General features: G+C 60.3%; 20 protein-coding genes and 1 pseudogene. 14 read left to right on the top strand and 7 right to left on the bottom strand.

Features of this window, described 5'->3' with window-relative positions:
- Positions 1-4 precede the first annotated feature (4 nt).
- Together ACQY1P_RS02460 and ACQY1P_RS02465 are read left to right on the top strand one after the other, a co-directional pair.
- Complete coding sequence (locus tag ACQY1P_RS02460; RefSeq protein ID WP_062459249.1) at positions 5-946, top strand: ABC transporter permease; 942 nt, start codon at positions 5-7, stop codon at positions 944-946.
- A gap of 44 nt (positions 947-990) precedes the next feature.
- On the top strand, positions 991-1,842 hold the full coding sequence (locus ACQY1P_RS02465) for an ABC transporter permease (protein ID WP_325265080.1): 852 nt from the start codon (positions 991-993) through the stop codon (positions 1,840-1,842).
- A gap of 509 nt (positions 1,843-2,351) precedes the next feature.
- Here ACQY1P_RS02465 and ACQY1P_RS02470 read toward each other — a convergent pair.
- The 3 genes from ACQY1P_RS02470 to ACQY1P_RS02480 all read right to left on the bottom strand — a co-directional run bounded on the left by ACQY1P_RS02470 (position 2,352) and on the right by ACQY1P_RS02480 (position 5,752).
- On the bottom strand, positions 2,352-3,230 hold the full coding sequence (locus ACQY1P_RS02470) for an ABC transporter permease (RefSeq protein WP_062459246.1): 879 nt from the start codon (positions 3,228-3,230) through the stop codon (positions 2,352-2,354).
- A complete protein-coding gene (locus ACQY1P_RS02475; protein ID WP_113111578.1) occupies positions 3,227-4,168 on the bottom strand; it encodes an ABC transporter permease in 942 nt (313 codons plus the stop codon). The genes ACQY1P_RS02470 and ACQY1P_RS02475 overlap by 4 nt, the downstream gene beginning before the upstream one ends.
- A gap of 78 nt (positions 4,169-4,246) precedes the next feature.
- The gene (locus ACQY1P_RS02480; protein WP_430253815.1) at positions 4,247-5,752 is read right to left on the bottom strand and encodes an ABC transporter substrate-binding protein; all 1,506 of its coding nucleotides are present in this window, start codon (positions 5,750-5,752) and stop codon (positions 4,247-4,249) included.
- A gap of 217 nt (positions 5,753-5,969) precedes the next feature.
- Between ACQY1P_RS02480 and ACQY1P_RS02485 the strand changes: the two genes are divergently transcribed.
- Genes ACQY1P_RS02485 through ACQY1P_RS02500 form a run of 4 tightly spaced genes read left to right on the top strand, consistent with a single transcriptional unit; the run spans position 5,970 to position 11,172 of the window.
- Positions 5,970-7,172 carry an ROK family transcriptional regulator gene (locus ACQY1P_RS02485; protein ID WP_062460431.1) on the top strand — a complete coding sequence of 401 codons (1,203 nt, stop codon included), beginning with the start codon at positions 5,970-5,972 and terminating at the stop codon, positions 7,170-7,172.
- Positions 7,169-7,963, top strand: a complete 795-nt coding sequence (nagB, locus tag ACQY1P_RS02490; RefSeq protein ID WP_082476360.1) for a glucosamine-6-phosphate deaminase — start codon at positions 7,169-7,171, stop codon at positions 7,961-7,963. The genes ACQY1P_RS02485 and nagB overlap by 4 nt, the downstream gene beginning before the upstream one ends.
- A complete protein-coding gene (gene ggt, locus ACQY1P_RS02495) occupies positions 7,950-9,539 on the top strand; it encodes a gamma-glutamyltransferase (protein WP_430253818.1) in 1,590 nt (529 codons plus the stop codon). Before nagB ends, ggt begins: the two co-directional genes overlap by 14 nt.
- 10 nt (positions 9,540-9,549) lie before the next feature.
- Positions 9,550-11,172, top strand: coding sequence for a dipeptide ABC transporter ATP-binding protein (locus tag ACQY1P_RS02500; RefSeq protein ID WP_430253820.1), 1,623 nt, complete (start codon positions 9,550-9,552; stop codon positions 11,170-11,172).
- A 223-nt stretch (positions 11,173-11,395) separates the two neighbouring features.
- Here ACQY1P_RS02500 and ACQY1P_RS02505 read toward each other — a convergent pair whose 3' ends face one another.
- The 3 genes from ACQY1P_RS02505 to ACQY1P_RS02515 all read right to left on the bottom strand — a co-directional run bounded on the left by ACQY1P_RS02505 (position 11,396) and on the right by ACQY1P_RS02515 (position 14,570).
- Positions 11,396-12,340, bottom strand: coding sequence for an isoaspartyl peptidase/L-asparaginase family protein (locus ACQY1P_RS02505; RefSeq protein ID WP_430253822.1), 945 nt, complete (start codon positions 12,338-12,340; stop codon positions 11,396-11,398).
- A 77-nt stretch (positions 12,341-12,417) separates the two neighbouring features.
- Positions 12,418-14,010: an ABC transporter substrate-binding protein gene (locus tag ACQY1P_RS02510; protein ID WP_430253824.1), complete on the bottom strand. Its 1,593-nt coding sequence runs from the start codon at positions 14,008-14,010 to the stop codon at positions 12,418-12,420.
- Positions 14,007-14,570, bottom strand: a complete 564-nt coding sequence (locus ACQY1P_RS02515) for a MarR family winged helix-turn-helix transcriptional regulator (protein WP_430253826.1) — start codon at positions 14,568-14,570, stop codon at positions 14,007-14,009. Before ACQY1P_RS02515 ends, ACQY1P_RS02510 begins: the two co-directional genes overlap by 4 nt.
- Before the next feature lie 207 nt (positions 14,571-14,777).
- Between ACQY1P_RS02515 and ACQY1P_RS02520 the strand changes: the two genes are divergently transcribed.
- The 7 genes from ACQY1P_RS02520 to ACQY1P_RS02550 all read left to right on the top strand — a co-directional run bounded on the left by ACQY1P_RS02520 (position 14,778) and on the right by ACQY1P_RS02550 (position 22,052).
- Complete coding sequence (locus ACQY1P_RS02520) at positions 14,778-15,479, top strand: creatininase family protein (protein ID WP_209899240.1); 702 nt, start codon at positions 14,778-14,780, stop codon at positions 15,477-15,479.
- 60 nt (positions 15,480-15,539) lie between these two features.
- Positions 15,540-16,511 carry an ABC transporter permease gene (locus tag ACQY1P_RS02525; RefSeq protein ID WP_062578112.1) on the top strand — a complete coding sequence of 324 codons (972 nt, stop codon included), beginning with the start codon at positions 15,540-15,542 and terminating at the stop codon, positions 16,509-16,511.
- Positions 16,511-17,386: an ABC transporter permease gene (locus tag ACQY1P_RS02530; protein WP_325264670.1), complete on the top strand. Its 876-nt coding sequence runs from the start codon at positions 16,511-16,513 to the stop codon at positions 17,384-17,386. The genes ACQY1P_RS02525 and ACQY1P_RS02530 overlap by 1 nt, the downstream gene beginning before the upstream one ends.
- The gene (locus ACQY1P_RS02535; RefSeq protein WP_430253829.1) at positions 17,383-19,107 is read left to right on the top strand and encodes an ABC transporter ATP-binding protein; all 1,725 of its coding nucleotides are present in this window, start codon (positions 17,383-17,385) and stop codon (positions 19,105-19,107) included. The genes ACQY1P_RS02530 and ACQY1P_RS02535 overlap by 4 nt, the downstream gene beginning before the upstream one ends.
- A gap of 19 nt (positions 19,108-19,126) precedes the next feature.
- Complete coding sequence (locus tag ACQY1P_RS02540) at positions 19,127-20,011, top strand: polysaccharide deacetylase family protein (protein ID WP_430253831.1); 885 nt, start codon at positions 19,127-19,129, stop codon at positions 20,009-20,011.
- Positions 20,004-20,768: an SDR family NAD(P)-dependent oxidoreductase gene (locus tag ACQY1P_RS02545; protein WP_430253833.1), complete on the top strand. Its 765-nt coding sequence runs from the start codon at positions 20,004-20,006 to the stop codon at positions 20,766-20,768. The genes ACQY1P_RS02540 and ACQY1P_RS02545 overlap by 8 nt, the downstream gene beginning before the upstream one ends.
- Before the next feature lie 333 nt (positions 20,769-21,101).
- Positions 21,102-22,052 (top strand): DUF808 domain-containing protein, encoded by a 951-nt coding sequence (locus tag ACQY1P_RS02550; protein WP_430253835.1) that lies wholly within the window; start codon positions 21,102-21,104, stop codon positions 22,050-22,052.
- A gap of 207 nt (positions 22,053-22,259) precedes the next feature.
- On the opposite strand, the pseudogene ACQY1P_RS02555 reads toward ACQY1P_RS02550, so the two are convergent.
- Positions 22,260-22,631, bottom strand: a pseudogene (locus ACQY1P_RS02555) (IS66 family transposase zinc-finger binding domain-containing protein); the annotation flags it as partial.
- A gap of 302 nt (positions 22,632-22,933) precedes the next feature.
- Between ACQY1P_RS02555 and ACQY1P_RS02560 the strand changes: the two are divergent.
- Positions 22,934-23,404: a hypothetical protein gene (locus ACQY1P_RS02560; RefSeq protein WP_325264660.1), complete on the top strand. Its 471-nt coding sequence runs from the start codon at positions 22,934-22,936 to the stop codon at positions 23,402-23,404.
- Positions 23,405-23,535: the final 131 nt, after the last annotated feature.

Raw genomic sequence — 23,535 nt, forward strand, 5'->3', positions numbered from 1 at the left:
ACCCTTGACCTCGCTTCTTGCACGTCGTCTGCTGCAGCTCATTCCGACCATCGTCTTGCTGTCGCTGATCATCTTCTCGCTCCAGCATCTGCTTCCTGGTGACCCGGCGCTTGTGCTTGCGGGTGAAAGTCCGGACGAAGCGACGCTAGCCGCAATCCGCGCCCAGTATCATCTCGATCAGCCCTTGCTCGTGCAATATCTCTACTGGGTGAAGGGCGTCCTGACCGGCGACCTTGGGCAATCCATGCGCCACAATCGCCCGGTTCTCGAACTTATCCTTTTGAAGCTGCCCGTGACACTGCAGCTCGCCGTGATGGGAATTGTCCTTGCTTTGGTGTTTGGCATTACCGGAGGTGTAATTTCGGCGCTGCGCCAGAACACTCCGGTCGATTACGCCACCAATGTCGTCTCGCTGGCCGGCATCTCGCTGCCGAATTTCTGGCTTGGCATCATGCTGATCATGTTCTTCTCGGTGTACCTTGGCTGGCTTCCTGCCTCCGGCTTCGTCAGCCCGTGGGAAGACCTGAAGATGAACCTGATGACGACGATCATGCCCGCCTTCGTTCTGGGCACCGGGATTGCCGGCGTCATCATGCGCCATACCCGCGGCGCCATGCTGCAGGCGCTGGAAAGCGACTATGTCCGCACCGCCCGGGCCAAAGGTCTAAGCGAGTGGGTCGTTGTATTTAAGCACGCAATGCGTAACGCGCTGACACCTATCATCACGCTCGGTGCGCTGGAGTTCGGCGCCCTGCTATCCGGCGCCGTGCTGACGGAACAGATCTTTACGATCCCCGGCTTCGGGAAGCTGATCGTCGATGCGGTCTTCACGCGCGATTATCCTGTGGTCCAAGGCGTGGTGCTTGTCACCTCACTGTTCTACATCACCCTCAACCTGCTGGCCGACATCGGGTATATCCTTGTTAACCCGAGACTGAGAGGCTGACCGTGCCAACGATCGCAACGACCAAACCTGCTGTCTCCCCCAAGATCAGCCCCGTCACGAACTTTTTCCATGGTCGCCTGTGGCGACGCCTGTCGAAGCGCAAGAGTGCGCTCGTCGGCCTTTTCGTGGTGCTGTTCGTGGTGGCCGTCGCCATTCTTGCCCCCCTGCTTGCACCCTACGATCCGGCATCCCAGAGCTGGACGGCGGTTCGCAAGGCACCGTCAATGGCGCATCTGTTCGGCACGGACGAGGCTGGCCGCGACATACTTTCCCGCATCATCTGGGGCACCCGCGCTTCGTTGCTGGCAGGCCTTACATCGGTCGGGATCGCGATGGCAATCGGCGTGCCCCTCGGGCTTGCGGCAGGTTTTCTCGGCGGCGTGGTCGATGGCTTTATCAGCCGGTTTACGGATGCCATGCTCGCCTGTCCGTTCCTGATCCTTGCAATCGCGCTGGCCGCTTTTCTCGGTCCAAGCCTGACGAACGCGATGCTCGCAATCGGCATCACCGCCATGCCGCTCTTTATCCGACTGACCCGGGGTCAGGTTCTTTCGATCCGGGCCGAAGAGTATATCGAAGCGGCAAGTGCCGTGGGCAATCCACGTTGGCGGATCGCGGTTCGCCATATCCTGCCGAATATTCTTCCCCAGTTGATGGTACAGGCGACCCTGACGATCGCATCCGCGATTATCGCCGAAGCCAGCATGTCCTTCCTCGGCCTCGGCTTGCAGCCGCCGGCACCATCCTGGGGCTCCATGCTGAATTCCGCCCAACGGTTTATGAGCAACGCTCCCTGGATGGCGCTATGGCCGGGCATGGCAATCTTCATGACCGTACTGTCGTTCAACCTGCTCGGCGACGGTCTGCGCGACGCGCTTGATCCACGCTCCCGGTAGGCAGGAACAGCCGCGGTACCGCCGTTTGGCAAGCCGGGAGCTTTCACGGAACGACGATGAGCGAGCACGCGTTTTTTCACGTGCGTTTGGGATCGTTTCTCGAGGCATAGTGCCAACGCAGCGAGGACGTTGGAGACGGCAGGCAGACGAAATAGGAAGCGGGCCGTGTCCTACTCGACAGTCTGAGTCGGAGGCTAACACCGTCCCGTCAGAGACCCAGTACCAAACGCTGCGCAGAAGAGAGAAGACCAAAAAGCCGATCTCGCCCCTTTTCCGTCGCGTTAAAAAAGATCTGCACACAAAGAAGTGCGTCCGGGCGTTTTGAACAGAAACCTATTAAGGCCATTCGCTGGAAAGATCTGGAAGGACGCCTTGAAGCTGTTGCCAACAGCTTCAAGGGGGTCTGGACCTAGTATGAATTCCCGAAGTGCGTCTGATCTACTGTCAGAAAATTACGCTCTCCAGCCTTTGTAAGGTATGGCGTTTTGTTCAAGCCTTCGGTGACAAAATCAGTCGTCGCGTCTCGGATCGAGCGCGTCGTTCAGTCCGTCGCCCAACAGATTGAAGCCCATGACGAGGAGGATGATCGCGACACCCGGCCAGATCGCCATCCAGGGTGACTCCGTCAGGAACTGCCGGGCGACATCGAGCATGGTTCCCCATGATGGAGACGGTGGACGTTGGCCGAGGCCAAGAAAGGCGAGGCTGGCTTCGGCAAGAACCGCAGTTGCCATGGTAATCGTCGCCTGGACGATGATCGGTGCCATAGCGTTCGGCAGGATGTAGGTCAGCATGATCTTCCTGTGCGGCACTCCCAGGAGGCGGGCGGCGTCGACATAGTCTTCGGCCTTGACCGTCATGACCTGTCCGCGCGTCAGGCGCACAAAAATCGGCATGGCCGATATCCCGATCGCGATCATCGCGTTTTCAAGGCTTGCACCGAGAAAGGCGGCAAACGCGATCGCCAGCACCAGAAAGGGGCATGCGAGAAGCGCGTCCGTAATGCGCGAAATCACCATGTCGACGAGGCCGCCGAAATAGCCGGCGATCATGCCGAGGGGGACGCCGATGGCGATGGCGATGGCGACGGACACAATGCCGACAAGCAGTGAAGCCCGCGTGCCATAGATGATACGCGTCAAGATATCGCGGCCAAGGTCGTCCGTGCCGAACCAGTGAGCAACTGTCGACCCCTGCCGGATTGCCATCCAGTCGGACGCATTGGGCTGGTAGGGCGCGATCAGAGGCGCTGCAATCGCGACCAGCACGAAGAACAGGATGATCGTTCCGCCGATCATCACGCCGGGCTGGCGCAGGCACCGTGAAAGCACCGACTTTCTTGCACCTGACGTGCTCGGTAACTGAAGCGTGGCGTTCAACGTGTTCATCCGCGCAACCTCGGGCTTAGAATGACATAGGCGATATCGGCGAGAAGGTTCATCAGCAGGAAGAGTGCTGCCGAGCAGAGAACCACAGCCTGGACCACAGCGTAATCGCGGCTGAAAACACCATCGACGATCATCTTGCCAAAGCCCGGTATCCCGAACACCTGTTCGGTCAATACGGCACCCGACAGGAGTTCGCCCAAGTGCAGCGTGCTCATCGTGACGACGGGGACAAGGCTGTTGCGCAGGACGTGCCGCACGACGACGATGCGCTCCTTCAAGCCCTTTGCGCGGGCGGTGCGGACGTAGTCCTGCTTGAGCACCTGCAGCATTGCGCTTCTCGTATGGCGCATGACAATGGCCGCAGCAGCAGTTCCGAGCACTAGGCTGGGAAGAAGCGTGTGGCGCAGATTGTCGAGAGGACTATCGATGAAGGCGACGTAGCCGCCAGAGGGAAACCATCCGAGCGTGACGGCAAAAAGCAGGATCAGCATGATGCCGAGCCAGAAGCTTGGCACGGAAAGCCCGGCAAGGCCGATGATGCTGACGCCGTAATCCGCCGCCGTTCCGCGCTTCAGCGCTGCGATGATACCGGCCGGAATGCCGATAAGCGTCGCAAGGATCATTGCCATGACCGACAGCTGGATCGTGACCGGCAGCTTCTGCGCAATCATTTCGCCAATCGGAAGCCGAGTACGGATCGATAGGCCGAAATCGCCTTGGACGATCCCGGCGAGCCACTTGCCGTATTGGACGTATAGCGGCTGATCGAGGCTGTACTTTTGCCGCAGATACTCGATGACGGCAGGATCGCGTTCCTCACCGGCCAGCGCGATCGCCGGATCACCGGGAAGGAACTTCAGCAGGCTGAAGACCAGGATCGAGACGAGCAGAAGTGTGGGTATGGCGATTGCCAGGCGACGCAGGACGTAGGAGAGCATGAGCTTTCTCGTGTGGTCCCGCCAGCACCACGGTCCGGCTGGCGGGATGATTTACACAATGCCCTGACGGGCTTGGGCTTACTTCGCAGGCTTTACGTCGGTCAGACGCAGGAGGCCGTCTGGATAAACCGTGATGCCGCTGACATCGGTGCGTGCCGCATAGAACCAGTTCGGGTGGTAAAGCGGAATCGTCGGCAGGTCGGCGAGGTAGATGCCGGTCGCCGTCCCGTAGAGAGCCTTACGTTTTTCGACGTCAGACGTCGCGCGCGCCTCTCCGAGGGCCTTATCCATTTCCGGGTTGCTATACTTGTTGACGTTCTGGCTGCCTTCCTTGCCGAAGAAGGAGATCAGTGTCGGGTCCGGATCGGCGCGGCCGCTCCAGTTGCCGATATAGGCCTGAAAGTTACCAGCGAGGTAGCGTTCGACGGCGGATGCCGTTTCGAGCGGAACCAGTTCGATCTGGAAGCCAGCTTCGCCCGCCATTGACTGGATGATCTGCGCCACGCGACCATCGGCGAGCGAGTTTTCGTAGGTGATCTCGACGACGGGTGCGTCGCCGCCGACTTCTTCAATCAAAGCCTTGGCCTTGTCGATGTCGCGGGCGGGAGCCGGATGCGCCTTGTCATAGAAGACGCTGGATGGCGGGATCATCTGGTTGTCGGCAGAGAACTCGCCGGCGAAGGCAACCTTGTTGATGACGTTGCGGTCGATCGAGAGCTCGAGTGCCTGGCGAAGCCGTGGCTCCTTGCCGAGCGCGCCGCCCTTTTCGCCGTTGCCGACATTGATCATCAGATGTGAGACGGCAAGGCCGGGCGACGTGTGGAGCGCCAGCGCCTTGTTCCCGCGGACGGCGCCGAGGTCGGTCGGCGCGATGCGCTCGGCGATTTCGAGATCACCGGCCTGTAGCCGCGAAAGGCGCACGGTCGAATCCGGAATATAGAGGTACTGGACGTCATCGTAACCGATCGCCGCGGCATTCCAGTAGCCGTCGAATTTTTCGAGTGAGATCACGTCGCGCGCGCGGCGCTCCTTGAACTTGAAGGGGCCCGCGCAAACCGGGTTGGCGGAAAATTCCTTGCCTTCCGCGGCAGCCGCCGGAGACACCATCATGCCCGCGCGGTCGGACAGGACGGCGAGAAGCGGGGCGAAGGCCGATTTCAGCTTGAATGAAACATGGGTCGCATCAATAACGGTGACGGTTTCGACGGGCGAGAGCTCACCCTTGCGCTTGGAATCCTTCAGGGACTTCATGCGTTCGATATTGAACTTCACCGCGGCTGCGTCGAAGGGTGTTCCGTCCTGGAATTTGACGCCGTCACGAAGGGTGAACGTCACCTCCGTACCCTCGGCGTTCCAGATCCAGGCGGTTGCCAGCTGCGGTACGATCTCGAGCTTGGCGTCGATATCGACGAGCTTGTCGCACATTGCCGAAAATACGATACGTCCGGCGTAGGTGCCAGAGGTCGCAGGATCCAGCGCATCCGGATCGTCCTGCATGCCGACGCGTAGCGTTGCCGCCTGCGCGGTTGTGAAAGTCATCGCGATGGCAGTCGCCATCATCGCCAGTTTGATGCTCGTTCCCATTATTTTTCCTCAAACCCGCGCAGAAGAGCGCGTTTCGCCCAGTTTTTGTACGTCGATCAGTGATGCACAGGAACATCCCTATTGTAAAGAAGGATGACTAAATAATTTCCTTCCTTCACAAATTGCATGAATTTCAATCGATTTTAGCCTTATTTCGATTGACAGACATACCCCGCCAGTTAACTTAGTCCGCAAAGATGACGAATTGAATGAGATCATGACCGATATTTCTGGATTGGCGCCCCTAACGCGACAAATCACCTCGCGTACCGTGCTCCGTACGATCATAGATAGTTCACCGATTTCACGCGCCGAGCTTGCCCGCGTCACCGGACTGTCGAAGCAGGCGATGTCGGAGATCGTGCGCGACCTCGAGGTCGACGGTTGGGTTCGTGAGACGGGACGCACACAAGGCGGCGTCGGGCGCAGCGCAGTCAACTACGAGCTCGATCCCGGCAAGGCTTTCCTCTTCGGCGTCGACATCGGCGGGACCAAGGTCCATGCGTCGATTGCGGACCTTTCCGGTAAAGTCGTGGAAGAAATCCTGGAGGCGACAGACACCCGTGGCGGAATGCATCTCGTCGAACAGCTGGCAGTGCTGCTGGACACTATGACGGCCAAGATCGGGATCGAGCCGCAGCTCGTGCGGATGGGCGCGGTCGGCATTCCTGGTGCGGTGGACCCAAAGACCCGTCGTATCACCATGATGCCGAATATCGCCGGCATGACCGATTTCGATTTCGAGGCGGCGCTGACCGGGCGCCTTGGCTTTCCGATGGTTCTCGAAAACGATGTCAATGTCGCGGCCAAGGGCGAGCAGGTTCTCGGTGAAGGCCAGGATATCGATAATTTCGTCTTCGTGGCGCTCGGAACCGGGATCGGGATGGGTATCATCAGCGAGAAGCGGCTCATTCGTGGTGCCCGTGGCGCAGCTGGCGAGATCTCGACCCTGCCGATCGGCGGCGACCCCTTCAATTCCTCTGCGTTCGGTTCCGGCGTGCTTGAAACATCTGTCGGCAGCGCCGCGATCCGGTCGCGGTATGCCGGAAACAGTGGCGTCGAAGGTTTGACGGTTCGCGAAATCTTTTCGCGACAAGACGGGGCTTCCCAGACAGTCATAGACGAAGTGGGCCGCACCGTTGCCGTTGCCATTGCGGCGATTGCCGCCGTGCTGGATCCGCAGCGGGTGATTTTTGGAGGCAGCGTTGGCTCCCGTGCGGAATTGATCGATCGGGTGGAGTACCATCTCACGCGCTGCATGCCCGTGCCGCCCGCCTGCGTCATCAGCTCGCTCGGAAACCGGGCTGGCATTCTTGGCGCCGTCGCAATTGCGCAGGAGGGGTTTTACCAAGCTCTGTTCGGCCTCCCTTTGCGCGGGGTCGAGCCGGTTACTCCGAAGTCCCTGGAAGGTGCTTTATGAACTCGATGCCACGGGACCTTCACCGCCCCACAATCCGGATCTATCAGACCCCCGAGCTTGCGTCCGAGGCTGTGGCTTCTCTCATACTGGAGCGGATTGCTGCGATGCCTGCCCTGACGCTTGGGCTTGCGACGGGTTCAACGCCACGAACGGTGTACAGGACGTTGATCGGTCAAACCGAGACGGTTTCATGGCGCGAGACGCGCTGCTTCAATCTCGACGAATATACCGGTCTTGGCCGGGATCATTCTGCGAGCTTTGCCTATTACATGCGCGAGCTGTTCTTCGATCATGTCGATGTCGACGTGACCCGAACGCACATTCCCGATGGCACCGCGTCTGATCTCGACGCGGCCGCGAAAGTCTACGAACAGATGATCTCAGACAATGGCGGGATCGATTTGCAGTTGCTCGGCATCGGCCGCAACGGTCATATCGGTTTCAACGAGCCGGGCTCGGCACATGACAGCCGGACGCGAATGGTTCGGCTTGCGCAATCGACCATCGATGCCAACCGTCCGGATTTTCCAGACGGCGAAGATCCGCCGGAAACCGCGTTGACGATGGGCATCGGCACCATTCTCGAGGCACGTGAGATCGTGCTGCTTGCGACGGGGGCGGCGAAAGCCGAAGCCCTGGCGGCAGCGCTGCAGGGCCAGGTCAGCCTCGATTGTCCGGCTTCGTCCCTGCAACGGCATGCTGCAGTCACTGTATTCTGCGACGAAGCAGCCGCCGCCCAGCTGGACATCGAGCAATTGAAGATGACGGGGAATGTCCATGCAGCAACGTGATTTCTTTAGGCCCGGCCGGTCGGTGGCAATTTCCGATCGCGGTATGGCGGCAACCTCGCATCCGCAGGCAACCCTTGCTGCGGTGGACATTCTGCGCGCCGGCGGCAATGCCGTCGATGCGGCGGTGGCCGCTATCGCCCTACAATCGGTGATCGACCCCCATATGACGGGGATTGGTGGCGATTGCTTCGCGCTCTATACACCGGCTGGTGGCAAGCCGATTGCGCTCAACGGCTCAGGTCGTGCGCCGATGGCAGCCACACTCGATTACTTTTTCAAAAAAGGCATCACGACCATTGCCGATGACAGCCCCCACGCGGTGACCGTGCCGGGCGCCGTTGATGCCTGGTGCCATCTCGTTGCGACCTATGGTGGGCGGGACATGGGCAGGGTGCTCGCCCCGGCTATCGAGGCTGCGGAAAACGGCTATTGCATCACGCCGCGCGTCGAACTCGACTGGGTACGCTACGCCAACCGGGTGCAGAAATATCCGGATGCCGCCGCCTATTTCCTCCCGGGTGGTCGGGCACCAAAGACCGGCGAGCGGATGACCAACCTGGCGCTTGCGGCCACATTGCGTCGCATTGCCAGTGAAGGTCGCGACGCTTTCTATGCCGGGTCGGTCGCCGAAGAGATCACCACGCTGCTGAAGTCGCTCGGCGGACTGCACGAGGAGGGCGACTTTTCAACCTACCGTGCTTTCGAGACTGCTCCGATCAGCGCTTCTTATCGGGGCATGGGTCTTCTCGAATGCCCGCCGAATGGCCAGGGGCTGGCAGCGCTTCTGATCGCCCGCATTCTCGACGGCTTCGATCTTCGCGATCCCACCCTCTCGGAAGCGGACCGCATTCATCTTCTCGCGGAAGCCACCAAGGCTGCTTATGCGAGGCGCGACGCGCTGATCGCCGATCCGCAGCATATTACCTTCGATATCGCAGCACTTTTGTCCGACCGGTCGATCGAGGCGATGCGGGCGAAGATCAGTCTGGAAAAGGCAAGAGCACCCGGCATATGGGACGGTCCCGAGCACAAGGACACAGTCTACGTCTCCGTGGTCGATCGCGACGGCAATGCCATGTCGCTGATCAACTCTGTGTTCTTTGCCTTCGGCAGCGGTATCTATGCACCGAAATCAGGTGTGCTTTTGCAGAACCGCGGCGCTGGCTTCGTCGTCAGGCAAGGCCATCCGAACGCGATCGGCCCCGGCAAGCTACCCTTCCATACGATCATTCCGGCGCAACTTGCCGAAAACGGACGCACCCGCATGGCCTTCGGGGTGATGGGCGGCCAGTATCAGGCGACGGGACACGCCCACCTTCTCAGCCAGATCCTCGACCGCGATCTCGATCCGCAGCAGGCGAGCGATCAGCCGCGCAGCTTTTGTCACAACGGCAAGCTGAGCCTCGAGCCGACGATTTCGCCGGACGTGAAAGCGGATCTAGAACGGCGTGGTCACGTCACCGAATGGGCGGACGAACCCATCGGAGGGTGCCAGGCAATCATGATCGACTACAAGCGCGGCGTTCTTCTGGGGGCATCCGACCACCGCAAGGACGGCATGGCACTCGGCTATTGAGGTAATCAGCATGTCATCTCCAATCCTGACGGTCAAAAATCTCCGGCTCGCGCTTCCGGAAGGCGGAGATCGCGAATATGCGCTCGACGATCTGACCTTCCATCTCGATGAACGGAAAATTCTCTGCATTGTCGGGGAATCCGGCTCGGGGAAATCGCTTTGTGCCCAGACCGTGATGGGCCTTTTGCCTAAAGCAATCCGCGTTGCCGGCGGAGAGATCCTGTTCGGTGGCCGCGATCTTCTGAAGGTCGACAAAGAGAGCCTGCGTGCCCTGCGCGGCAGCCAGATCGGCATGATCTTCCAGGAACCGATGACGGCGCTCAATCCGTCGATGCGGATCGTCGACCAAATCGCAGAAGTGTTCGAGGCCCATGGGCTTCTGACACCTGAGGAGCGCCGTGCGCAGGCGGTCAAGCTCGCGACAGAAGTCGGCCTGCCTGATCCCGAGCGCATCATCCAGAGCTTTCCGCACCAGCTTTCCGGCGGTCAGCGTCAGCGTGCAATGATCGCCATGGCCCTGGCGCTCGAGCCTGTCGTATTGATTGCCGACGAGCCGACGACCGCTCTCGACGTCACCACGCAGGCGCAGATCCTCCAGCTGATCCGCGACATCCAGCAACGGCGCGGCATGTCTGTGATCTTCATCACCCACGATTTCGGGGTCGTGGCCGATATTGCAGACGAAGTGCTGGTTCTCCAAAAGGGCATCGTCGTAGAGCAGGGCACAGCAGAAGACGTGCTGCGCCGACCAACCCACGAATACACGAAAGCCCTTCTTGCGGCCGTTCCGAACGGCGTTCCGCCGGTTCGTGCCGAGGTGGATGACAAGACCATCGCGATCTCGGTTGCCAACCTGCGCAAGACCTACGTGACAGGCGGCAGCCTGTTCAAACCGAAGCGCATTGTGCACGCGGTGAAGGATGTCAGCTTCGAAATCCGGCGCGGCGAGACACTCGGCATCATCGGTGAATCCGGTTCGGGAAAATCGACGGTGGCGAGGCTCGTCACAAGACTTGTCGAACCGGACAGTGGCAAGATCATGCTCGGAGGTGACGATTTCGGTGCGCTTCCGGCAAGTGGCCTGCGCCATGCGCGCAAACGCATCCAGATGGTGTTCCAGGATCCCTTTGCCTCGCTCAATCCGCGTCGCAAGGTGGGCCTCAGCATCGCTGATGGTCCGATTGCCCATGGCGTGCCGAAAGGCGAAGCGCTGCAGCAGGCAGTTGACCTCCTGAAACTCGTTGGGCTCGATGCCCGTGCCATCGATCGCCTTCCGCACGAATTTTCAGGCGGCCAGCGGCAGCGTATCGGGTTGGCAAGAGCGCTTGCCCTAAAGCCGGACGTGCTGATCGCCGACGAATCCGTCTCGGCGCTGGATGTCACGATCCAGAAACAGGTTCTGGAGCTTCTCGAGGAACTGAAGGGAAAACTGGATCTGGCGATGTTGTTCATCACCCACGACCTGCATGTTGCAGCCCAGGTCTGTGACCGCATTGCAGTCATGCAGCGCGGAGAGATCGTGGAAATGCGACCGACCCGAGAGTTGCTTGGCAATCCGCAGAATTCCTACACGCAGCTTCTGCTGGCCGCGATACCGGGGAAGTCGCTCGAACACTGTGTATCGATCAGCTAATTGCTAGTCGCCGTCGTGATCACAACTGATTGCGGACGCTGGTTTTCAAAACTCGCATACACTACGTCACGAAGAAAAACTCCGATGAGCTCCAAATGATTGCTCTGCTGTGACGACCAGCCTTTCAAAGGCATACAGTTTGTCCAATGAAACCGCTCTTGTCGGCCGCTACATCAAGGCGGCCGAAAGTTTCCTTCGAGATGAAGGGATGTTAAGCAATTCATCAGAATGCAAATACCTTCTCGTGTGTCGCGACGAAGAATTCGCCGTCCGGCGTGACCCAGCCGCGAAACATGCCGTCGGTGTTGTAAGGTGTGGCGATCGTTCCGTCGGCTCCGACGGCCACAAGACCGGCGCCGATAGCGTGCGGCTTCAGGTCTTCCATGATCACCTTCGACGCCGCCTGCTCCACCGTCTCGTCGAGATAGCCGATGCGGCTTGCGACTTCATGGCCGACGGCATAGCGGATGAAGAACTCGCCCTTGCCGGTGCCCGACACAGCGCAGAGACCGTCGCGGGCATAGATGCCGGCGCCGACTATCGGGGTATCGCCGATACGACCGACCGGTTTGTTGTTGTAGCCACCGGTCGAGGTTGCGGCCGCCAGATGTCCGGCACTGTCGAGCGCGACGGCCCCCACCGTGCCGTGCTTTTCGGATTCGCTCGCCGATGCAGCCGTGCCGGCCGCCGCATGCGCCTTCATCGCAGCCAGCGCTTTCACGCGTTTCTCGGTGGTGAAATAATTGGGTTCGACGACGTCCAGCCCCTCGACCTTCGCAAATTCGTCGGCCGCGTGGCCGCCCATCAGCACGGCTTCGCCCTTTTCCATCACCCGCCGCGCCGCCTTGACGGGATTGCGGATGCGCCGCACCAGCGTCACTGCGCCTGCTTCGAGGGTCGCGCCATCCATGATTGAGGCGTCGAGTTCGTGCTCGCCGGCGGCATTGAGGGCTGCGCCATAGCCGGCATTGAAATGGGGGCTGTCTTCCAGCACCACGACCGACGCCTGCACGGCGTCAAGCGCCGAGCCGCCGGTGCTCAGCACCGCCCATCCGGCTTTCAACGCATGACCGAGATCGACGCGCGCCGCTTCCCATTCCGCCTCACTGAGGCCGAGCTTTGCCATCACGCCGCAGCCGCCATGGATCGCCAGTGCAATCTTGCCCATGATCTTCTCCTTCCCATGAATAAAAAAGCCGGGCAGCAGAACTGCCCGGCCAAGTTTACCTCCGGTTGGCGTGGAGGCTATTTCGCAGGCCTGATGTTCATGGCCAGTGTGTCTTCGTCCGAACGCGGCACGATGGTGATGGTCTTTTTCATGCCCCAGGCGGAAACGATCGAAGCGATCGAAAGATTGGGACGATCGGAAGCGACCAGCGCGTTGGCGTCCTTCAGGTACTGTTCGCGCTTGCCCGCATCCATCTCGACACCGGCCGCCTCGATCAGTTTGTCCATTTCGGGGTTGGAGTAGCCACGAATGTTGAAGGCGCCGAGCTTCTTCGTCGGATCGTTGGTATGGACCAGCGATGAGAGCGTGTAGTTCGCCTCACCGGTCAGCGTGCCCCAGCCGGACATGGTCAGCGAATAATCGCCGCGCGTGTTGGCCGGGAAATAGACGGCGCCGGGCTGTGCGTTGGCTTCCACCTGGATGCCGATCGCGGTCAGCATCTGGGCGATCGTCGTGCCGGTGTCCTTGTCTCCCGGCAGGCGGTCGTTGGTGAAGGAGAACGTCACCTTGAAACCATCGGGATAACCGGCGTCGGCCAGCAGCTGCTTTGCCTTCTCGACATCGGAAGGTGCGGGCTTCACATCCGGATTGTAGCCGAAGATGTTCGGTGTCACGAGCTGCGACTGGACGGTGCCCATGCCTTCCATGGCGATCTCGGTGATGGTTTCGCGATCGATTGCAAGATCGAAGGCCTCACGAACACGCGGATCGATGAAGGGGTTTTTCGGAAGCGGCGAACCGTTCTTGGCGGTCACCTGCGGCGACTTTTCGCGGAAGTCGAAAGCCATGTTGAACAGGTAGACGCTGTCCTGGCGAACGATCGTCAGCTTTGAACCCCTTTCCAGCGTCGGCACGTCGGATGCCGGAATACGGGCGATCAGATCGACCTGGCCGGCCTTCAGCTGTGCAACGCGGGCGGCGTCGTTGGGAAGCTCCTTACGGATGACCTTGTCCCACGGCTCTTTGCCGCCCCAGTAACCATCGAAGCTCTGAAGAACCAGCTGCTCCTTCGGCGTCCAGGACACGAACTTGTAAGGACCGGTCCCGATCGCGGCCTTGCCGGAATTGAAACCTTCCGACGCCTTTTCGGCGCTGTCGGAATAATCCTTGGCAGCGATATGCGACACCACGAACAGACGGATGAAATCGTTGGGCAGGGTTGGCGCCGGTCCGTCCGTCTTGACGCGGATCGTCAGCGGATCGACGATTTCTACGCCCTTGACGCGGCGGACGTAGATGGTTGTCGGGTTCGGGCCAGCGACTTTCGGAATACGCTCGATCGAGAATTTGACGTCCTCGGCGGTGAAGTCCGAACCGTCATGGAATTTGACGTTCGGGCGCAGCTTGAATTCCCAGGTCGTGTCGTCGATCGCGGTCCAGCTGGTGGCAAGGCCCGGCTCGAGTTCGAGATTGTTGCCCGACTTGATCAGCGAGTCGTAGATGTGCTTCATCGCCTCGGCGTGAGTGCCGGCGGCGGTGAAATCGGGATCGATCGACAGCGGACCGGCGCGCACGCCGATGGTGAGGTCGGCGGCAAGTGCTGCGCTCGAAACGCCGCCGAGCAATGCTGCGGCGAGCACGATGGTGCGGAATGTCCTGGAAGCCGTCATTCTTCGTTCTCCTCTATTGTTGTCATTGGTGGCCAGTTGGGTGAATCGACGACGACCTTGGCGAGCAGTTCCGACAACATCAGCTGTTCGGCAGGCGTCAGCGACGAGATCATGGCTCTCTCGCGCTCCACCATCGGCTGCATGGCCTGATCGACGATGCGTCTGCCGTCCTCGGTGATGTAGAGGACAAAACTTCTCAGGTCCGCCTGGTCGATTTCGCGACGGACGATGTTCTTGTCGATCAGCTTCTGGATCGCCCGGCTGATCGTGTTCTTCGGAAAGCCCGAGGAATTGCAGATGGCACTGGCCGTCAGTCCGTCGGACAGGCCGAGCGAATAGATGACGACGAATTCCGGCCGCGCCAGGCCGTGTTCCTTTTCGATCAGTCGGTAGATCGGCTCGTTGAACTGCAGCGCCAGAAAGTTGAACCGGAACGACAACCAGCAGGGGTTCTTCCACAGTTTCACGGATACCAGGTCCTCGACGCCATGCGTCCCGGCGGCGGCTTTTCCGCCCTCCCGCAGCAGGGTCTCCAGTGTCGGTCCACGCGTCTGCCGCACTCTTCGGTCGCTTTCGAGCTTCGTGAGGTTTAGTCCCGTATGGAACTTGACGATCGTTTAAATGGCTGTCAATTTCTTTTTTTAGTCCCGTATGGAACTTTGCTTCATGCGACACAAAGCATCGGAAAGCACAAATATTGTGCGTCCGTGCGAAAAACAGAACGTTCTTTGCTCAGTTGCGCGAAGATTGAGAACGAGGGTAGCGAATTGAAGATTGCCGAGATGAACTGGATGCAGGTCGAAGAGCGCGTCGCAAAAGATGATCGCTGTATTTTACCGATCGGCAGCGTCGAGCAGCACGCCTATCTCAGTCTCGCCACCGATATGATCCTGGCTGAAAAGGTCTCGGTCGATGCCGCAGAGCCGCTCGGTATTCCGGTCTTCCCGGTCGTGCCTTATGGTCTCGCCTCGTCGTTCGCGACGTTTCCGGGCACGCTGACGCTGTCGCTCGCCACCTATATTGGCGTTATCGAGGATCTGCTCGACAGTATCTACCGCTCCGGTTTCCGGCGAATCCTGATCGTCAACGGCCATGGCGGCAACACGCCGGCGACGGTGGTGATTTCCGAATGGCTGAATGCCCACCCCGACGCATCGGTCAAATTCCACGACTGGTGGCGGGCGCCGCAGACGCTGGCCAAGGTGCAGCAGACCGATCCCGCCGCATCGCACGCGTCTTGGATGGAGAATTTCCCCTGGACGCGCACCACCGACGCGCGTCAGCCGACGACTGCCAAGCCACAGATCGACTACGCGGCGCTTGCCCGCGTCGGCGCTGCGCAGAAGCGCGAACTGCTCGGTGACGGCAATTATCACGGTCTCTACCAACGCCCCGATGAAGACATGGCAGCGATCTGGGAGGTCGCCGTTTCCGAGACCCGCGCACTACTGGAAGGCGACTGGCACTGACCACCGCCTGACACACGACGCATTTTCGAACCCCGCACGAGACGGGAGAACAGGGAACGAATGTTTGGATTCATCCTGCAAAGGCTGTGGCAGGCGCTGATCGTGGTCCTTGCCATGTCGGCACTGGTATTCTGTGGCGTCTATGCCGTGGGCAACCCGATCGACGTGCTGATCTCACCGGACGCAACGCAAGACATCCGCGCCGCCGTCATCGCGCAATACGGTCTCGACCAGCCGCTGTGGCAGCAGTATTTCACCTTTGTCGGGCGTATTCTGCACGGCGACTTCGGCCGCTCCTTTGTCTACAACATGCCGGTCAGCGAACTGATCCTGACCCGCCTACCGGCAACGCTCGAACTGACGCTGGCCGCCGTGCTGTTTGCCAGCCTCGTCGGCATTCCGATCGGCATGTATGCCGGCTACAAGCCGCACAACCCGATCTCGCGTGCCATCATGGCACTTTCCATCCTCGGCTTTTCCGTCCCCACCTTCTGGTTCGGCCTGATGCTGATCATGGTGTTTGCCGTGCAATGCGGCTGCATGCCGGCCGGCGGACGCGGCGAGACCGCCAGCCTGTTCGGCGTCGACTTCAGTTTCCTGACCGGTGATGGCCTTTCCCACATGATCTTGCCGGCGTTGAACCTCTCACTGTTCAAGTTCTCGCTGATGATCCGTCTTGCCCGCGCCGGCACTCGCGAACTGATGCTGAGCGACACGGTGAAATTCGCCCGCGCTGCCGGGCTTTCGGAGTTCACGGTGCTGAGCCGGCATGTGCTCCGGCTGATCTCCATTCCGCTCGTCACCGTGTTTGGCCTCGAACTCGGCTCGACGCTTGCGTTTGCCGTCGTCACCGAAACGATCTTTTCTTGGCCCGGCCTCGGCAAGCTGATCATCGACAGCATCACCTCGCTCGATCGACCGGTCATGGTTGCCTACCTGATGTTCGTCGCCCTCCTGTTCATCGTCATCAATTTCGTGGTCGATCTTACCTATGCGCTGCTCGATCCGCGCTTGAGAAAGGGGCGTGCCTGATGCGCGACACTCCACTCTCCCGTTTTCTCGATGAGTTCCGCCGCAACAAGGTTGCCACCGGCGCTGCCCTGTTCGTGTTCGTCATCGTGTTCATAGCCCTGATTGCGCCGCTGGTGACACCGCAGGACCCTTACGACCTCGCGCATCTGGTGCTACGCGACGCCCGGCGTCCGCCCGGCTACGTCGGTACCGGTGGCTACACCCATTGGCTCGGCACGGACTCGCAAGGCCGCGACCTGCTGTCGGCCATCATCTACGGCCTGCGGATCTCGCTGCAGATGGGCATCATCGCCAGCGGAACCGCTTTCGTGATCGGCGCCGTGGTCGGCTGTGCCGCAGCCTATATCGGCGGTCGCTTCGAAAGCCTCGTAATGCGTATTGTCGACTTGCAGCTTTCGTTCCCGGCCATTCTGCTCGCCTTCGTCATCGCCGCAATCCTCGGCCAGGGTCGCTACCAGCTGATCCTCGCACTGATCTTTGCCCAATACGCCTACTTCGCACGCACCGCCCATGGTGCCGCGGCGGCCGAACGGCAGAAGGATTATGTCGAGGCAGCGCTCTCCATCCCGCTGTCGCCATGGCGCGTGGTGCTGCGGCATATCCTGCCCAACTCGCTGCCACCGCTGATCGTGGTCGCAACCGTGCAGATCGCCAGCGCGATTTCGCTTGAAGCAACGCTGTCCTTCCTCGGCGTAGGCCTTCCGCCGACCGAGCCGTCGCTCGGCATGCTGATTGCCAACGGTTTCCAGTATCTGCTCTCTGGTCGTTACTGGATCTCGATCTATCCCGGCCTCGCGCTGATCATCTTCATCGTCTCTCTCAATCTCGTCGGCGACCAGATCCGCGACCAGCTCAACCCGAGGCTCCGCCGATGACCGATCCAGTGACAACACCGGCGACGCCGCTTCTCGAAGTCACCAACCTCAAGACCTGGTTCCCGAGCGGCCGCGGCGAGGTCAAGGCTGTCGATGGAGTCTCCTTCTCCATCGCGCCGGGAGAAGTGCTGGGCCTCGTCGGCGAATCCGGCTCGGGCAAATCGATCACCGGCTTTTCCATCATCGGCCTGATCGACGAACCCGGCCGCATCGTCGAGGGATCGATCAAACTCGAAGGCCGCGAACTGGTGGGCCTGCCATCCCATGAGCTGCGCGCCATCCGCGGCAAGACCATTTCGATGGTCTTCCAGGACCCTATGATGACTCTGAACCCGGTCCTGAGCATCGGCACACAGATCAAGCTGGCGCTGGAAGCCCACGAAACCTTCAGCAGCGCCGAAGCCCGTGAGCGCGCGATCAAGGCGCTGCGCCAAGTTCGCATCAGCGATCCGGAACGCAAGGTGGATTTCTTCCCTCACCAGTTTTCCGGCGGCATGCGCCAGCGCGTTGCGATTGCGATAGCGCTTTTGCACCGGCCAAAACTGATCATCTGCGATGAACCGACGACCGCACTTGACGTGTCTATCCAGGCGGAAATCCTTGCCGAGATGAAGGAGCTTGTCTCCGAGCTCGGCACGGCGCTGATCTGGATCAGCCACGACCTTGCCATCGTATCGTCGATCGCCGACCGGGTTGCGGTCATGAAATCCGGCAACATCGTCGAGATCGGCCCGGCACTCGGCGTGCTGACGAAACCGCAGCACGACTATACGCGCGCGCTGCTCGACGCCCTGCCCTCGCGCGCCAAACCCGGGCAACTGCTGTTGCGCGGCAGCGGTATCACGGACGCGGCTCCACCACCGCGCAAATCGGCTACCGCCAACCTTCCGCCTCTCGGCAGTCCCTATCTGGTCATCGACGATGTCGTGAAACGCTTCGAAAAGCCGGCCGGGTTGTTCAGGAACCTCGCGATCAAATCCGGCCTGTCGCAACCAACAAACGTGGTCCACGCCGTCGCCGGCGTCTCACTGACCGTCAAGCGTGGTGAAGTTCTAGGATTGGTTGGCGAATCCGGTTCCGGCAAATCGACGCTCGGACGTATGGCAGCCGGCATCACCGTGCCCACATCGGGCACGATCCGCCTCAACGGCCAACCCGTGATGAGCGCCGGTCGCGCGCCAAAAAAGATCACCACCCGCATCCAGACGATCTTCCAGGATCCGTTTGCCTCGCTCAACGGCCGCATGCGCATCGGCGACATCATCGCCGAGGGACCACTCGCCCACCGTCTGGTGAGCCGTGCCGAGGCGGCGGTTTATGTCGGGCAATGGCTGGCGGCCGTCGGTCTCGACCCAACCTTCGCCAACCGCTTTCCACACCAGTTTTCCGGCGGCCAGCGCCAGCGCATCGCCATTGCCCGAGCGCTCGCCATGCAGCCGGATGTGATCGTCTGCGACGAGCCGGTCGCCTCGCTCGACGTATCGATCCAGGCGCAGATCATCAACCTCCTGATCCGCCTTCGCGCCGAACTCGACCTGTCGCTGGTGTTCATCAGTCACGATCTGTCGGTGGTGCGCCACCTCTGCGACCGCGTCGCCATCATGTATCAGGGCCGGATCGTCGAGAAGGGTGACGCCGGCGCAATCTATGCGGATCCGCAGCACGCCTACACGCAGCGACTGCTGGCGGCCGTACCGGTGCTGCCGCAGGCAGCCGAATGACTTAAACGGAGGACGGGATATGGAACCCTGGGAATGGGACGAAGCGACCTGGCGCGGCAAGGTCGACAAGGTGCGGGCCGGCCGTTCGCTGAAGCCGAAGACCTGGAAGAATGGCGCCCGCTGCGCCGTCGCACTCTCTTTCGACAGCGACCATGAGACCAACGAACTGCGCGACGGCGGCGAATCCATCGGTCGCCTGTCATGGGGCCAGTACGGCAATCGCCGTGGCGTGCCGCGCATTCTCGAGACGCTGAAGGCGGCAGACGTGCCCGCCACCTTCTTCGTGCCGGCGGTTGCCGCCCTCCTCCATCCGGAGGAGCAGAAACGAGTCATCGCCGAGGGCCACGAGATCGGCCTGCATGGCTGGATCCACGAGGTGAACACGCAGGTTCCGCCGGAGAAGGAACGCGAACTGCATCTGCGCGCCGCCGATACGCTGGAAAAGATCACCGGCGTCCGTGCCGTCGGCATGCGCACCCCTTCCTGGGATTTCTCCGCCGTGACGCTGGAGATCGAACGCGAACTGGGTCTACTCTACGATTCATCCTTGATGGCCGACGACGATCCCTACGAGCTGGTCGAGAACGGCGAACCGACGGGAATGGTAGAACTGCCCGTCGAATGGATCCGCGACGATGCCGTCTACTTCAACATGAACCGGTTTACCGCCCACCGCCCCTACACGCCGCCGCCGGCCGTGCTCGACATCTTCAAGCGCGAGTTCGACCTCGCCTACCAGGAAGGCGGCCTGTTTCTGCTCACCATGCATCCGCATGTCTCCGGTTACCGCTCGCGCATCTTCATCCTCGAAGAGTTGATCCAGCACATCAAGCAGCACGACGACGTATGGTTCGGCACCCATGCCGACATTGCCCGCTTTGCCAAGGAGAATGCCGATGGCTGAAACGACTGACACGACACCCAAAGTGGCTCTCGTCACCGGCGGCGGCCGCGGCATCGGTCGCGCCTGCGCGCTGGATCTGGCAAAACACGGTTTCGATATCGTTCTGGTCGATCTGATCGAGGACGATCTGGCTCGAACCGCCGGCGAAATTGCCGAACTCGGCCGCCAGGCACTGACCTTCGTCGCCGACGTGCGCGACTACCGACGCGCCGCTGAGATCGTCGCCGAAGTCGATGCGCACTGGGGCCGTATCGACGTGCTGTTCAACAATGCCGGAAAGCCGATGCCGAAGGGGATCGAGGAGATCACCGAGGACGAGTTCGACACCACGATCGATATCAATCTCAAGGGTGCCTTCAATTATATCCAGCCGACCGTACCCCTTATGCGCCGCAACGGCGGCGGCCGGATCATCAATATGTCGTCGATGAACGCCCACACCGGTGGCGTGACCAGCGCTGTCAGCAAATTCGCCTATACATCAGCCAAGGCCGGTATTCTCGGCATGACCCGGGCGCTGGCCAAGGAACTCGCCCCCGAAATCGTCGTCAACGCCATCTGCCCGGGTGTGATCAAGACGGAACGCTCGAACGCCATGATCGACGCCCGAGAAGCCCAACTCGCCGCCGGCATTGCGATGAAGCGCGTCGGCACGCCACAGGATGTGGCAAGCGTGGTCACCTTCCTCGCGACATCGGAGCCGAACTTCCTCACAGGACAGGACATCCAGATCGACGGCATGCAGTGGGTGCGGTGAGGTAGACACGCTCATGATGGATGCGGAAAGAGGGTGAGCTTATGCCTCGTTCACCTCATCTGGTCGGATTCGCTACCTGTAATAAGGTCTTGAATACGCGGGTCATCGAGTACGGTGCAGCGATATCCCCGGGCTACCGCGCTGACGTCGTCAAGACGCGATAGGTGCGCTGGCGCCAAAGCGACTTCTGCTGCTGCCAAGTTGGTGGTACGTGGACAACTCGCCTGACGGGGGACAGCTGAACCATAAGCAAAGCTCGGAAAAGAGATGACGGAACTTGACGTGCTATTGATCTGTTGTGAGTGTTCAATCGGAAATTAACGGAGCATTTCGTTGGCGACAGGCCTGATAGCACTACTCGACGATATCGCTGCAATAGCGAAGCTGGCTGCTACGTCGCTGGACGATGTTGCGGCCCAGACTGCAAAAGCAAGCGTCAAGGCTGCAGGCGTTGTTATCGACGACACGGCTGTAACCCCGACCTATGTCGTTGGGCTATCACCGGCCCGGGAGCTGCCGATAATTTTGCGCATCGCTTTGGGCTCGCTGCGCAACAAGCTGGTCTTCCTCCTGCCCATCTGCCTCCTGCTCGGCTACTTCGCCAACTGGCTGATTACCCCGCTGTTGATGATCGGCGGCCTGTACCTTTGTTTCGAAGGGGCTGAGAAAATCTATGGTCTGCTGGCTCCTCACGCGCACGATGTGGGTGACTCGGCGACACCGGTTGACCCGGTCGCGCTCGAAGAACAGAAGGTCGCCGGGGCTATCCGCACGGACTTCATCCTATCCGCAGAGATCATGGCCCTGACGCTTGCCGATGTTGCGGATTCCAGCATCTATACCCAGGCCATGGTGCTTGCTGCCGTGGGAGTGCTGATAACGGTTGCCGTCTATGGCGTCGTGGCTTTCATCGTAAAGGCCGATGACATCGGATTGCACATGGCAAAGGCCGGATCTGGTACGGCACGGGTGATCGGCCGCAGTCTGGTCAAGGGTGTGCCGGTGTTTCTACAGATCCTGGCGGCCGTGGGCACTGCGGCCATGCTCTGGGTCGGCGGCAGTATCGTCGTCCACGGGCTGGATGGGCTCGGGCTGTCAACACCCGAGCATGTCATAGAAGGGGCATCCCATTTCATGACGACTACAATCGGGGTTGCTCCGGCTGTGGTCGGGTGGCTTACGACATCCTCGCTTCAGGCTTTGCTGGGCATCATTCTCGGCGCCATCGTCGTCATCGGCGTTACGGCCGTGCATGCTGTGCTCCCCTCGCGTCGCCCTGCGTAACGTCAGGTGACCTCGTCGGCATGTTCGAACGGAAGGCTCGCCCGCGTTAGTCGTATGCCAGTTTTTGAAGCGTAGGATCGAAGTCTCTTGCAGAACGCGTTCCTACACGTATCTTGTACCACAACTAAGTGAAGCGATTGGTTGAATAGTGCCTGTGCGTGCCGGACTATTGCATGAAGGGCGCTTGCGCCTCGTCGTTGACGACGACTCAGTGCAGGCGCGGCCCGCATACTTCGGACGGCGGGTGACAATAACGCGGAACTGTGCCGGGAGCACGTCTAGCTGTACGAAAACATCCTCGCCAATGCAATGCAAGCAATGGCCGCAGGCGCATGTTAGGCTCTCCGGCTCGATCAACTCTTCGACAAGCGGAAGATGCGTTGGAAGGGAGCCGCGATTAATCGCGCGTGGCCTTGCAACCTTCTGTCCGCCAGCAGCGTCGGCATGGATCGCGGACATGGCAGTTTCCAAGTCTTCCGGTGCCAAGTCGAACTGGTCGGGATCACTCTTCACGGATTTACGTCCAAAGGCTGCCTTCTTGAATGCGGCAATCAGTTTTTCGAGTCGTTCGATACTCTCAACCAGTTCAATGAGAACTGTAATCTCAACGCCGGCGAAGCGTTCCAGTTCGACTGGTCGGAGGACTAGGCGATCATTGGCAATGAGCGCACCAAGCTCCAGGCTCACACGAAGCTGAGCTGCTCCAGGGCCTGCTTCGTACGGGCGTATCTCCATACAGACACATGAGATGCTGTTTGATGCCCACAATTAAGCCTTCCGCCTCTTCGGTGGCCTCCCCAGCCTGACCGAGCAGGGATCGCCGGCGTTCGAGGCTTCCCCACGAGGAGCCGTTTCGAACAGACGAGCGGGCTGTCCGCCGTTTGGAAGACGGTAAAATCCGTGTCGCCAGTATAGGAGCGATCGGTCCCCATAAAGGCAGCGACGTGATTTTAGCGTTGGCCCGTCACGCGGTATCGCACGACCTCGACATCGAATATTCCATCATTGGTTATTCCGACCAGGATGCGGCAATGAAGGCTGCCGGCGTCAATGTGACCGGCGCCTATTCATCCGAGGACGAGGTGATCGAGCATCTGAAGGAAATCCAACCGGACCTCGTGTTCATCTCGAGCGTCTGGCCGGAGACTTACTGCTACACGCTTTCAATACCAATCGCACTCAAACTACCCGTTATGGTTTTTGATTTGGGAGCGCAAGGCGAGCGAGCCGCCGAGCTCCCGTGGAGCGTGCGGCTTGACCCGAGATTGATCAACGCGCCGAACAAGTTATCGAGCGACATCGCAGAGCTCGACATCGATGAGCTATGGAGTCTCTTAGATCCGTCCGAATGACGACGTCCCGACAGGGCACGATTAGGGCATCTACCGTATTGCCAAAGCGACGACTGGGGTGCCAGCCCTAGTTGTCGATGCCAATCACCGAAAGTGATCCTCACAGGCGATCCTTTGTCGCGAAAAATGCG

Source organism: Neorhizobium sp. DAR64872/K0K18 (assembly GCF_050500175.1).
GTDB classification, from domain to species: domain Bacteria; phylum Pseudomonadota; class Alphaproteobacteria; order Rhizobiales; family Rhizobiaceae; genus Neorhizobium; species Neorhizobium soli.

Coding starts and splice junctions, on each gene's coding strand:
- nagB (WP_082476360.1), top strand. CDS start 7,169: ATGAACTCGATGCCACGGGACCTTCACCGCCCCACAATCCGGATCTAT.
- ACQY1P_RS02485 (WP_062460431.1), top strand. CDS start 5,970: ATGACCGATATTTCTGGATTGGCGCCCCTAACGCGACAAATCACCTCG.
- ACQY1P_RS02540 (WP_430253831.1), top strand. CDS start 19,127: ATGGAACCCTGGGAATGGGACGAAGCGACCTGGCGCGGCAAGGTCGAC.
- ACQY1P_RS02535 (WP_430253829.1), top strand. CDS start 17,383: ATGACCGATCCAGTGACAACACCGGCGACGCCGCTTCTCGAAGTCACC.
- ACQY1P_RS02480 (WP_430253815.1), bottom strand. CDS start 5,752: ATGGGAACGAGCATCAAACTGGCGATGATGGCGACTGCCATCGCGATG.
- ACQY1P_RS02525 (WP_062578112.1), top strand. CDS start 15,540: ATGTTTGGATTCATCCTGCAAAGGCTGTGGCAGGCGCTGATCGTGGTC.
- ACQY1P_RS02510 (WP_430253824.1), bottom strand. CDS start 14,010: ATGACGGCTTCCAGGACATTCCGCACCATCGTGCTCGCCGCAGCATTG.
- ggt (WP_430253818.1), top strand. CDS start 7,950: ATGCAGCAACGTGATTTCTTTAGGCCCGGCCGGTCGGTGGCAATTTCC.
- ACQY1P_RS02545 (WP_430253833.1), top strand. CDS start 20,004: ATGGCTGAAACGACTGACACGACACCCAAAGTGGCTCTCGTCACCGGC.
- ACQY1P_RS02530 (WP_325264670.1), top strand. CDS start 16,511: ATGCGCGACACTCCACTCTCCCGTTTTCTCGATGAGTTCCGCCGCAAC.
- ACQY1P_RS02475 (WP_113111578.1), bottom strand. CDS start 4,168: ATGCTCTCCTACGTCCTGCGTCGCCTGGCAATCGCCATACCCACACTT.
- ACQY1P_RS02470 (WP_062459246.1), bottom strand. CDS start 3,230: ATGAACACGTTGAACGCCACGCTTCAGTTACCGAGCACGTCAGGTGCA.
- ACQY1P_RS02505 (WP_430253822.1), bottom strand. CDS start 12,340: ATGGGCAAGATTGCACTGGCGATCCATGGCGGCTGCGGCGTGATGGCA.
- ACQY1P_RS02500 (WP_430253820.1), top strand. CDS start 9,550: ATGTCATCTCCAATCCTGACGGTCAAAAATCTCCGGCTCGCGCTTCCG.